We start from the raw sequence: 11309 nt of genomic DNA, 5'->3' as shown, positions 1-11309 counted from the left end.
TCTCGGCGGCGAAGGCCGACACCGTCAACGGCGGACTGGCTGCCAAGCCCTTCTCGTAGGCTCGCCGCAAAGCCTTGCCGTCAAGCGACACCACCTCGGGCGTTTCTCGGCTGGCTCGGGCGAAAGCTGCGGCAAAGGCAGCAAAGGCGCGACCAAAGGCCTCCGGGTCGAGCAGACGCAGCAGCCGCGAGAAGGTGTCGTGGCTGGGAGCTGCGTCATAGTCGATCAGCCGCGACAGCGCCTGCTTGCGCTCCTGCGCGAACAGGGCAAATTCCGTCGCATTGCTGGCGCCGCACAGGCTTGCTGCGATCATCATCACGATCAGGTCGCCAAGCCGGTGCGTGGCGTTGGGCGCGCGTGGATCAGGCACCGCGCCAAAGTAGCTCTCAAGGCAGGAAATGGCAGTCGCTCCTTCGCTCAACTGCCTCTCCAAAGAATCCTTTCTCAGCCTAAACTCAACCCCAAAATCGCCATATGCGATTCCCCTGCCCTTGAGGGGGAGATGTCGCCGAAGGCGACAGAGGGGGTCGGTTCGACCGGGCTCGTCTTCCTGCAACGGATGGAGGCTGGCGCTCGACGCGCGGCGACCCCCTCTGGCCTGCCGGCCATCTCCTCCTCAAGGGGGGAGATCACAGCTTCACCGCCCCGCCGCTCCATAAACCGGCGTCGCAATGCCTTCCATCCTCGCCTTGATCTGCAGCGCGACGTACTTCGAATAGAAGCGCGACAGCGCCAGATTGCCGCCGTGGAACCACAGCGCTTCCTGTGCCGTCGGCTTCCACATGTTGCGCAATTCGCCTTGCCACGGACCCGGGTCGCCTTTCACGCCCGAGCCAATCCCCCAGCACGGGCCGACCTTGTCGGCGACTTCGCGCGAGACGATCGCCGCCACGGTTTCGTTCATCGAGAGATAGCCGGTGCAGGCGATGATTGCGTCGGCCGCCAGTTCGGTGCCGTCGTCGAAGAGGATGCCTGTCGGCGTCAGCGACTTGATCCCGACGCCGCTGCGGATGCCGATCTCGCCATCGATGATCAGGTCGCAAGCGCCGACATCGATGTAGAAGCCCGAGCCGGTGCGGTAGGCCTTCATCAGGAGCCCGGTCTCGTCGTCGCCGAAATCGATGGCGAAGCCGGCGCCGCGCAAGCGATCGTAGAAGGCCGCGTCGCGCGCCTTGATGATGTCGTAAAGCGCGCGCTGGCCTTGCGGCAGCAGCGCGAACGGCGTCGAGGCGACGATCATGTCGGCCTTCTCGGTGGTGATGCCGCGGGCCAGCGCCTTTTCCGAAAAGATCTCGAAACCGATCTCCATCAGCGTGTCCGACTTGACCACCGTCGTCGGCGAGCGCTGGACCATGGTCACCTCAGCGCCGCTCTCCCAGAGGTCGACGCTGACGTCATGGCCGGAACTTGCCGCGCCGATGACGGCGACCTTTTTGCCGCGGAATTTCTCGCCGCTGGAATACTGGCTGGAATGCAAGATTTCGCCGTCGAAGACCTCGGCGCCCGGCAGGTCGATGCGCCTGGGCGGGCCATAAGCACCGGTTGCAAAGACGATGTGCCTGGGCTTCAGCGTGATGCGCTCGCCGGCGCGATCGAGCTCGACCGTCCAGATTTTTTCGGCGTCGTCGTAGGACGCGCTGACGCATGTCGTGGAGGTCCAGTAGTTGAGCTCCATGACGCGCGTATACATTTCCAGCCAGTCGCCCATCTTGTCCTTGGGCGTGAACACCGGCCAGTTCTCGGGAAACGGGATGTAGGGCAGATGGTCGTACCAGACCGGGTCGTGCAGCACGAGCGAGTGATAGCGATTGCGCCAGGAATCGCCGGCCTGCGCATTCTTCTCAATGACGATGGCCGGCACGCCCAATTGCCTGAGCCGCGCCCCCAGCATGATGCCGCCGTGGCCGCCGCCGATAACCAGGCAGTAGGGCTGCTGGCTAACGCCGAGATCACGCGCCTCGCGGCGCCTCGCCTCCAGCCAGGTCTCGCGTTCCGGATCCGCCTTGTGGCGGACGCCCAGCGGCCGCGCCGGGCCCTTGCGCTCCTCCAACCCCTTGAGATCGCTCATCGCGGTAAACAGCGTCCGGCATTTGCCGTCCCTGAGGCGCATGATGCCATGGCCCCACGCCGATGACGTCTCGAAAGAAAACCAGGCCTCGATCGTGCCCTCGTCCGAAGTCGCTTCGCCGCTGAGCTGCCACTGGGCAGGCCTAGTCATTGCCAGCGTCGCCGCCAGCATGTCGCGGATCGCGGCGCGGCCTTCCATCGTCTTGATGTTCCAGGTGAAGGTCAGCAGATCGCGCCAGTAGCAGTCCTCGACGAACAAATTGGTTGCGGCCTCGACGTCGCCGGCCTCGAGCGCCCGGGCAAAGGAATCGAGCCAGGTGGCCGCCTGTTTCGTCGGTGCGATGTCGAGCATCTGTCTTCCCTAACTTCCAGTGACGTTTGCGCTGCCCTCATTCTTACCGTTTCCGGGTTCTTTGCGGGAGAGGGTGAGGGCAGCGCAAACAGTCCGGAAGCTAAGGGGCCAACGTAGGCCGAAGCGATCGCCGCTGCCGTCAGGCCCGCGCGCGGGCCTGATCCGAACCGCTATCCAGCCATGCAAGATCGTCCGGCGAAAGTGAAATGTCGAGCGCCTGGAGGCTGTCTTCCAATTCGTCGAGCGTGCGCGGCCCGATCAGCGGGACGGACGGAAAGGGCTGCGCCAGGACATAGGCGAGCGCGACGTGGATCGGGCTTTTGCCCAGCCGTCTGGCGAGCTCGATGGCGCGGTCGCGACGGCCGAAATTCCTCTCCGAATACCAGACCCGGACCAGCTCCTCATTGTCGCGCCGGTCGCGGCCGGCGCGGTCGGTGAAGAAGCCGCGGCCCTGGCTCGACCAGGCGAAATTCGGCATCTGCCGGGCGGCGAGCCAGGCCTTCCATTCGTCGCTGGAGGAGGTGACGCAGCCTGCCCAGATCGGCTCCAGCATTTCGGCCAGCGAGAAATTGTTGGAAAGCGCACCGGGCTTCTGCTTGCCGGTGCGCTCGGCATAGGCAATCGCCTCATCCATGCGTTCCATCGTCCAGTTCGAGCCGCCGAACGGACCGCGAATGCGGCCGGCCTTGACCTCGCGGTCCATCGCATCGACGAACTCGTCGACCGGCACATCCGGATTGTCGCGGTGCATGAAATAGACGTCGATATGGTCGGTCTGCAGCCGTTCGAGCGACTGGGTAAGCTGTTTGCCGATGACGTCGGGATAGCAGAGCGGCGAGTGCGCGCCCTTGCCGATGACCACCGACTGCTCGCGCACGCCGCGGTTCTTCAGCCACTGGCCGAGCAGCGTCTCGGTATAGCCGGAACCGTAGACGAAGGCGGTGTCGAACAGATTGCCGCCGGCCTCGAAATAGGCATCGAGCAGGATGGCGCCCGACGAAAAGGTGCGGAAATCCTCGAAGCCGAGCGCCAGGCGCGAGGCCGGCCGCGGCAGGCCCGGAATGCTGCGCTTGGGGATGGCGGTTCCGCCGGAGCGCAGCTTCCGTCCGGAGATCGTGTTGACGCGCTTTGCCGGTTTCTCGATGTCGTATTCGAGCCCGATTGCGGCCCGCCATTTGTCGAGCACGCGCAGATTGCCGAGACTGTCGGCCCAGCCCATGCCGGGCCAGGCGAACTCCTGCTTTCCGCCGAGAATGGCCTCGCCGGCGGCGTCGACCTCAAATGCGTACAGCCAGCCGTCCTCCGTGACCTCGACCACCTCGGTGTCACCCGGACGGATGATGCGGATTTCGCCGGTGCCGCCTTGCTGGCCGCCGGCATACCAGAAATCCGCCACCTCGATGCGGCCTTTGCTGCCGACAATACGCAAGACATTGTCCTGAGCGAGCGAGATGCTGCAGGACACTTCCGCGACGATGCCGCCCGGAAAATGCAACAGCGCCGACGCCCATTCGTCGACGCCGGATTGGCCGAGATGCGCAGCGCCGACGACTTTGTCCGGCTCGGCGAAGGGCTTTCCCACTGCTGCGCCGGCAATCAGCCGCGCCATCGAGACGGGATAACCGCCGACATCGAGAATGCCGCCGCCGGCGAGATCCTTGGCGTAAAGCCGGTGCTCCGGCATGAAGCCCGGCATGGCGAAGCCGAAGCTGGATTTGATCATCTTGATGTCGCCGATCGCGCCGGCCCTGATCAGCTCGACCAGCCTGGCCGTCTGCGGATGCAGCCGGTACATGAAGGCTTCGCCGAGAAAGGTGCCGGCCTTGCGCGCGGCATGGATCATGGCGTCGGCTTCGAATGCGGTCAGGCCAAGCGGCTTTTCGCAAAGCACGTGCTTTCCGGCCTCGGCCGCCTTGATCGCCCATTCGGCATGGCTCGGATGCGGCGTCGAAATATAGATCGCGTCGACATCCGGATCGCCAACCAAAGCCTCGTAGCCGTCCAGGATGCGGGCGCCGGGGAAAGCCTCGGTGAGCCCCGCCTTGCCGGGATTGCGCGCCCCTAAGGCGACCAATGTGCCGGTGCGCGAATGGGCGACGCCCCCGGCAAAAGCCTTGGCGATGTTGCCGGGCCCGAGAATGCCCCAGCGAACTTTTTCTGGTTTGGACGTCATGTCAAATCTCCGTGGGGTGGCCGCGAGCAATCGCGATCGGACAAAAGAAAGATGGGTTAGCGAATGCGTGCGCCGGTGGCGTCGAAGAGAAGCGAGCGGTCGGCTTTGATCGACACCACCAGGTCGTCGCCGTTCGCGCGATGCCGCGAGGCCTCGCGCTCGATGATCAGTTCCTCGCGTCCGCCCCCGGTACCGGAATTGGCATAGACATAGCTCACCGATCCCAAGTGCTCGGCGACGTCGGCCTTGAGGGTAAGGTCGCAATCGCCCTGGCCGGCGTCGAAGAAATGCTCCGGCCGCACGCCAAGCACAACATCGCCGCCTGTTGCAGGCAAGGCATCCGAAAGCGGCTTGCGCAGTCGCGCGCCGCGATGATTGACCAGTTCGACGACCGCCGCACCGTTGTCGGCCCCGACCATTTTTGCCGCCAGGAAGTTCATTTTCGGCGAGCCGACGAAGCCGGCAACGAAGCGGTTGGCGGGGTCGTCGTAGAGATCGAGCGGCGCGCCGATCTGCTCGATATTGCCGGCGTTGAGCACGACGATCCTGTCGGCCAGCGTCATTGCCTCGGTCTGGTCGTGCGTCACATAGACCATGGTAACGCCGAGCTCCTTATGAAGGCGCGATATCTCGACGCGCATCTGCACCCGGAGCTCGGCATCGAGATTGCTGAGCGGTTCGTCGAACAGGAACACTTGCGGCTCACGCACGATGGCGCGGCCGATGGCGACGCGCTGGCGCTGGCCGCCCGACAATTGCCGCGGCCGCCGCTTCATCAGCTCGGCGATGCGCAGGATTTCGGAAGCCCGCTTCACCCGCCGCTCGGTATCTCCCTTGGGGTTGCCGGTCATTCTCAGGCCGAAGCTCAGATTCTGCTCGACCGTCATGTGCGGATAGAGCGCGTAGGACTGGAACACCATGGCGATGCCGCGATCGGCCGCCTCGACGTCGTTCACCACCTTGCCGCCAATGGCGATCTCGCCGTCGCTGATGTCCTCGAGCCCGGCGATCATCCGAAGCAGCGTGGACTTGCCGCAGCCGGAAGGGCCGACGAAGACGACGAATTCGCCGTCATCGATGTCGATATTGGCACCGTGGACGATCTCGAAGACGCCGAAGCGCTTGATGACGTTTTTGAGTGTGACTGCCGCCATGCTGATCCTTACTTGATGGCGCCGGCGGCGATGCCGGCAACGAAATGGCGCTGCAGAAGCACGAACACGACGAGCATTGGCGCCGTCAGCATCACCGCGCCCGCCATGATGCCGCCCCAGGACACCTTGGTGAGACCGATCAGCGTGCCGAGCGCCACGGGCGCGGTCATCGCGCCCGGCTTGGAATTGATCAGCAGCGGCCAGAGATAGTTGTTCCAGGAGGCAAGGAAGAGGATGATGGCGAGCGCCGCCAGCATCGGCCGCGCCAGAGGCAGTGCGACGAACAGGAATATCCGCCATTCCTTGACGCCCTCGACCTTGGCGGCGTCGAACAGCTCGTGCGGCATCATCGAAAAACTCTGCCGCATGAAGAGCACGCCCAGCGAATTGAACAGCGGCGGCACGATCAGCGCCACCCAGGTGTTGGCGAGCTTGAAGTCGCGCGCCACCATGATGAATTGCGGGATCAGCACGACCGCATAGGGCAGCGTGATGGTGCCGAAGATGATGGCGACGACCATGCCCTTGCCGAAGAAGTTGTAACGCGCCAGCGCCCAGCCGGCCATCGAGGTCAGCATCACCGACAGGAAGGTATAGGTCACCGCCACCGAGACGGAGATGCCGATGGCGCCGATGAAATTGGTGCCGCGCTGCAGATTGCTGACATTGTCGAGGAAATTGCCATGCGGCAAAAGCTCGATATCGGGGCTGAAGATGCCGTTGTCGGGCATCGTCGAAAAAACCACCATCATCCACAGCGGAAACAGCCAGACCAGTGCCAGCGGCGTCAGGAACAGATGCAGCGCGATGCTGCGTCCCAATCTGGCCTGGGAGCGGCTGACTCTTGAGTGCGAGGTCATTTCGGTTCCCTCGTCAGCCATATCTGCACCAGCGAAATGGCAATCGCCAGCCCGGCCATGGTGTAGGCGACGGCCGAAGCGTAGCCGAAATTGAGCGACCGGAAGCCCTGGCGGTAAAGCAGCAGCCCGAGCGTTTCGGTGCCGCCGCCCGGCCCGCCGCGCTCGGTGATCAGGAAGGGCTCGGTGAACAGCTGCATGGTGCCAATGATCGACAGCACGGCGCAGAACACGATGATCGGCTTGAGCAGCGGCAGCGTGATGTAGAAGAACTGTTTGACCTTGCTGACCCGGTCCAGGGTCGCCGCCTCGTAGACATCCTCGGGAATCGACTGCAGGCCGGCGAGCAGGATGATGGCGTTGTAGCCGGCCCAGCGCCACGTCACCGCCATCATGATCACCGCCATCGCCGGGGTGACATTGGTAAACCAGTCGACACTGGGCAGGCCGATGCTGTTCAGCAATTTGTTGATGATGCCGTAGTCGAGATTGAACATCAGCCGGAAAACCGCCGAATAGGCGACCTCGCCGACCACGACCGGCGCGAAGAAGGCAAAGCGGAACAGGCCACGGGCCTTGAGCAGTGGCGAATTCAAAAGCACCGCCATCACAATCGCCAGCGAAATCATCACCGGGACCTGGATGACAAGGATCAGCAATGTGTTCTTCAAGGCATTGAAGAAGGCCGGATCGCCGATCAGCCGGCCCCAGTTGAAGGTCGGCGCGAAGCGCCACGGCACGGTGCGCGTCGCCTGGAACGAGATCAGGAAGGAATCGATGATCGGCCACAGCCAGAAGATCGAAAAAATCAGCAGATACGGCGCGAGAAAGCGATACGCCGTGGCGTTCTGGTAGCGCATCGTTTTCCTCCTTTCTGCTTTCAAGTTCTTGCCTTCTCCCCTTGTGGGAGAAGGTGGATCGGCGCGTAGCGCAGAGACGGTTGAGGGGTGATGGCCGGAGTGCCGCCGGCGCCAAGCTGGAGCACCCCTCATCCGTCGCCTTCGGCGATACCTTCTCCCACAAGGGGAGAAGGGGAGCCGCGCGCTCGGAGCCGCCTCGTCTAGATCACGACTTGACCGGCAGGCCGGTCGCCGCGGCGATCTGGCTTGCGGCATCGTCGAGCGCTGCCTTGGCGTCGGGATAGCCGCCGGCCAGATATTTGGTCTGCACCGCGCGGATGATGATTTCGGCGTCGCTCTGGAACGGCGTGCCGCGGCTGGGGACGACCTTGGGCAAGGTGCCGAGGATGTCCTTCCACACGGCTTGGCCACCCCAATAGGGCAGGCCTTCGGAGACATAAGGGTCGTTGAGCGCCGAGATCAGCGACGGCACCAGGCCGAAGCCTTTCAGCATGGTGATCTGGCCCTCATTCGTCGCAAGCGTGTATTTCAGATAGGCGTAGGCGGCTTCCTTGTTCTTCGACACCGAGGTGATGGCGAGCGAGGAGCCGCCGAGATTGGCGGCGCGCGGACCGTCGGCGGTCAGGCTCGGCATCAGATAGACGCCCCATTTGCCTGCCCCATCGGGCGATTCGGTGCGCACGGTGCCTTCATACCAGCCGCCATACATCTGCGTGGCGACCTTGCCGGCGGTGTTGTTGGTGATCTTGGTGCTCCAGTCGGCAGAGGAAATGATGCCGGCATCCTTCATCTCCTTGATCTTGGTCATGGCATCGACGCATTTGGGCTGGTTGACCGTGATCGATTGCCCGTCGGCGGAGAAGTAGGCGCAACCCTGCTCGTTGGAGATCATGCGGAAGAATTCGGAATCGCCGTTGAAATCGGCGTTGGTCATCGTGACGCCGGGATTGGCGGCCTGGATTTTCTTGGCGGCGGCGATGAAGTCGTCCCAGGTCTTGATCGAGGACGGATCGACGCCAGCCTTCTCGTAGAAGTCGCGGCGGTAGAACATCGCCACTGGACCGGAATCCCAGGGCATCGCATAGGCCTTGTCGTCAACCTCGAGCTCGGTACGCTTGAAGTCGGGGAATTTTGCCTGGTCTTCCGCGGTGTAGCCGAGCGTATGCAGGTCGACGAAGCAATCCGGGAACTGGCTCCAGTAGTTTTCGGCTTCGCCGTTCTCGATCGTAACGATGTCAGGCAGCCCCTCGCCGCCGGCGGCACAGCCGGCGATTGATTTGTCGTAGGTCGGCTGGTTGCCAAGGTCCTCGACCGTCACCTTGATGTCGGGATACTGCTTGTTGAAGCCCGCTATGGTGGCCTTCAGCGACGAAGCGGCGATATTCCAGCTCCAGATCGTGATTTCACCGGACTGCGCAAAGGCCGGGCTGGAGCCCAAGGCAAGCGCGAGCGCGGCGCAGGTCAATTTTATGCGCATTGAAATCCTCCCATTTCAGTTGCTCTCTGTTTGCGAGCGTGGCTAGACTAGGCCTCGGGAAAGCCTTGTCCGCGACAAAGGGAATAAGAAATGAGCGGAAAGTAAGATGCCGGAAAGGCCGTTTTACCAGCCTGGCGCCAGCAGCGTGGAGGGCCTGCCGCTGCTGCTGCAGATGTTCCACACCCAGCCCCTGGTGATGCTAAAGCCGCATTGGCACGCCCAGGTCGAGGTGAATTTCATCGTGCGTGGCGCCGTGCATTACCGCATGGATGGGCACGGGCTTTCACTTTCTGCGGGTGACATGTGCCTGTTCTGGGGCGGCCTGCCGCACCAGATGGACGAAGCGTCCGATGATGCCATCTATGCCGGCGCGCATTTGCCGCTGGTGCATTTCTTCCGGCTGCATTTGCCCGTCGATGTCCGCAACAGGCTGATGACCGGCGCGACGCTGGTGACCGACGCCACCGACCGGTCGGACGACCACAATTTCGAGCGCTGGAATCGCTATGCCCGCTCCGGCGACCCGGTCAAGGCCGAGCATGCCGTCAACGAGCTTTTGCTGCGGCTGGAGCGGGTGCGCTTCGAGCCTTACCGGCTGGTGCCCGAAACCCCGGTCGAACAGGAGATAGGCAGTCCCTTCGATCAGCAATCGCTGCGCAATGTCGGGCGCATGTGCGACTTCATCGCCGAGAATTTCCTCTACGAGATCGATTGCGTCGACATCGCCGCGGCGGCCGATATCCATCCCAAATACGCCATGAGCATATTCAAGAAATCGACCGGCATGACGCTCAATGAATATGTGAACTTGCTGCGCCTCAGCTACGCGCAGGCGCTGCTGATGCATCAGGATGCCAATGTGCTGCGCGTCGCCATGGAATCGGGCTTCGGCTCGCTCAGTGCCTTCAACAAGTCGTTCCGCAAGCTTTCCGGCATGTCGCCGTCGGATTTCCGCAGGGGCGTGGCCGGCGCCAGATAACGGCTGGATTCAAGCGATAATATCCAGGCGCCTCGGCAGGCGGTTCATCGGCGACGGCCCGTTGGCGGTGATCAGGAACTGGTCCTCGAGATTGAAGCTGGCGAGACCGTCGATGTAGAGCGGGATCTCGAATGCCAGCACCATGCCGGCCTCGATCACGACATTGCTGTCGGCCGAGATGAACGGCCATTGCTCGGAAAACACGGAATGGCCGACGCCGTGGCCGAAATGGCCGCGGCGATAGGAACGCAGGCCCTGGCGCGCCAGGCTTTCGCTGGCGGCGCGATGCACGGCGGCTAACGGCTTTCCGGGCATAAGCGCGGCAAGCCCGTCGGCGAAGGCGCGTTCGGCTATCGCATGCAATTCGGCCTGTTCGGGCGACGGCGGCCCGAAGGTGAAATTCCGCGACATATCCGAGGCATAGCCGTTCACGCTGCACACCATGTCGGCCTTCAGCGGATCGCGGGCGGCGGCGACGGCGTCGGCGCCTTTTGGGCGAGCGCCCAGCGTGACGTATTCCGCCGTCGAGATTTGCTGCGACGACCCGGCGGCTGCATCCGCGACGCCTTGCCGGTAAAGCGCGACCAGCTCAGACTGACGCATGCCGGTCGTCGCATGCTGCTGCAGCCGCGACAGGCCGGCTTCCGACAGGGCGATGCCCTGCTGCAGAAGGTCGATCTCGCTCTGCGATTTGATTGCCCGCAGCCTGTCGAGAACCGGCGAGCCGTTGACCAGGGCAGTGCCCGGCAATATCGCCTGCATCGCGGAAAAATCGCTGGCCGAGACGAAATCCAGCTCGATGCCGAGCGTCGCACGCTCCAGCCCGAATTCTGCGAGGATCGTTTTCAGCTCGCGGACGGAGCGGGCAAGCTCGAAGGTCGCCGGACGTGAAAAACCGGGGGCGCGGCCAACCAAGCCGGCCTCGATGCGCTGCGCAACAGGCCGGTCGGCCGTCGCCGGCTCGAGCGACGCCGATTCGATCCAGATCGCATGCGTGCGCAGCACGGCGCCGGCCATCGCCGCCCGGAGCTGGGCAGCCTGGAAATCCGCCACCACGACGCCGATCGGCAGGTCGCCTCGCTTGGGAATAACGACGAAACCGGCGCCGGCCCGCCGGAGCAGGCCGGCCGGGCCGATCCAGGCACCGGTGGCATATTGGAACGCCTCGGGCTCGCAAAGCACCAGCGCCTCGATGCCGGCGCGCTGCATCAGGTCAGTTGCGCGCTCGCGGTCGACAAAGCCGGTCATAGGATCTCCTCGAATGCACTCGAATCCGACGCCGATGCGGCGGCGTTTGACCTTAGCGTAGCTTCAGTGCCGCCGTGGAGCAGCTTTTTTCTGGAAGCGCTGTTCACCTTGAGAGTTCGTCGTCTGGAAACGAAAAAAGCCG

General features: G+C 63.5%; 9 protein-coding genes. 1 reads left to right on the top strand and 8 read right to left on the bottom strand.

Annotated elements, in window-relative coordinates:
- The 7 genes from NKH28_RS11685 to NKH28_RS11655 form a co-directional block, all read right to left on the bottom strand.
- On the bottom strand, positions 1 to 421 hold a 421-nt coding region (locus tag NKH28_RS11685), incomplete at its 3' end, for an ISAs1 family transposase (protein WP_352978927.1).
- A 216-nt stretch (positions 422 to 637) separates the two neighbouring features.
- The gene (locus NKH28_RS11680; RefSeq protein WP_352978925.1) at positions 638 to 2419 is read right to left on the bottom strand and encodes an NAD(P)-binding domain-containing protein; all 1782 of its coding nucleotides are present in this window, start codon (positions 2417 to 2419) and stop codon (positions 638 to 640) included.
- A 139-nt stretch (positions 2420 to 2558) separates the two neighbouring features.
- Positions 2559 to 4592 carry an aldo/keto reductase gene (locus NKH28_RS11675; protein ID WP_352978923.1) on the bottom strand — a complete coding sequence of 678 codons (2034 nt, stop codon included), beginning with the start codon at positions 4590 to 4592 and terminating at the stop codon, positions 2559 to 2561.
- Positions 4593 to 4648: 56 nt separating this feature from the next.
- Complete coding sequence (locus tag NKH28_RS11670; protein ID WP_352470902.1) at positions 4649 to 5746, bottom strand: ABC transporter ATP-binding protein; 1098 nt, start codon at positions 5744 to 5746, stop codon at positions 4649 to 4651.
- A gap of 8 nt (positions 5747 to 5754) precedes the next feature.
- Positions 5755 to 6606 (bottom strand): carbohydrate ABC transporter permease, encoded by an 852-nt coding sequence (locus tag NKH28_RS11665; RefSeq protein WP_023675945.1) that lies wholly within the window; start codon positions 6604 to 6606, stop codon positions 5755 to 5757.
- Positions 6603 to 7463 carry a carbohydrate ABC transporter permease gene (locus NKH28_RS11660; RefSeq protein ID WP_254817930.1) on the bottom strand — a complete coding sequence of 287 codons (861 nt, stop codon included), beginning with the start codon at positions 7461 to 7463 and terminating at the stop codon, positions 6603 to 6605. Before NKH28_RS11660 ends, NKH28_RS11665 begins: the two co-directional genes overlap by 4 nt.
- A 205-nt stretch (positions 7464 to 7668) precedes the next feature.
- Positions 7669 to 8940 carry an extracellular solute-binding protein gene (locus NKH28_RS11655; protein WP_023675947.1) on the bottom strand — a complete coding sequence of 424 codons (1272 nt, stop codon included), beginning with the start codon at positions 8938 to 8940 and terminating at the stop codon, positions 7669 to 7671.
- 106 nt (positions 8941 to 9046) lie between these two features.
- Here NKH28_RS11655 and NKH28_RS11650 point away from each other — a divergent pair, with 106 nt between their 5' ends.
- A complete protein-coding gene (locus NKH28_RS11650) occupies positions 9047 to 9919 on the top strand; it encodes a helix-turn-helix domain-containing protein (RefSeq protein ID WP_352541929.1) in 873 nt (290 codons plus the stop codon).
- 9 nt (positions 9920 to 9928) lie between these two features.
- Here the strand turns inward: NKH28_RS11650 and NKH28_RS11645 are convergent, their stop codons facing one another.
- The gene (locus NKH28_RS11645) at positions 9929 to 11167 is read right to left on the bottom strand and encodes a M24 family metallopeptidase (RefSeq protein ID WP_352978921.1); all 1239 of its coding nucleotides are present in this window, start codon (positions 11165 to 11167) and stop codon (positions 9929 to 9931) included.
- Between the last annotated feature and the right edge of the window lie 142 nt (positions 11168 to 11309).

Source organism: Mesorhizobium sp. M1227 (assembly GCF_040318315.1).
Taxonomy (GTDB): domain Bacteria; phylum Pseudomonadota; class Alphaproteobacteria; order Rhizobiales; family Rhizobiaceae; genus Mesorhizobium.
This window is presented reverse-complemented; position numbering and strand designations above follow the sequence as displayed.

Coding starts and splice junctions, on each gene's coding strand:
- NKH28_RS11680 (WP_352978925.1), bottom strand. CDS start 2,419: ATGCTCGACATCGCACCGACGAAACAGGCGGCCACCTGGCTCGATTCC.
- NKH28_RS11675 (WP_352978923.1), bottom strand. CDS start 4,592: ATGACGTCCAAACCAGAAAAAGTTCGCTGGGGCATTCTCGGGCCCGGC.
- NKH28_RS11670 (WP_352470902.1), bottom strand. CDS start 5,746: ATGGCGGCAGTCACACTCAAAAACGTCATCAAGCGCTTCGGCGTCTTC.
- NKH28_RS11665 (WP_023675945.1), bottom strand. CDS start 6,606: ATGACCTCGCACTCAAGAGTCAGCCGCTCCCAGGCCAGATTGGGACGC.
- NKH28_RS11660 (WP_254817930.1), bottom strand. CDS start 7,463: ATGCGCTACCAGAACGCCACGGCGTATCGCTTTCTCGCGCCGTATCTG.
- NKH28_RS11655 (WP_023675947.1), bottom strand. CDS start 8,940: ATGCGCATAAAATTGACCTGCGCCGCGCTCGCGCTTGCCTTGGGCTCC.
- NKH28_RS11650 (WP_352541929.1), top strand. CDS start 9,047: ATGCCGGAAAGGCCGTTTTACCAGCCTGGCGCCAGCAGCGTGGAGGGC.
- NKH28_RS11645 (WP_352978921.1), bottom strand. CDS start 11,167: ATGACCGGCTTTGTCGACCGCGAGCGCGCAACTGACCTGATGCAGCGC.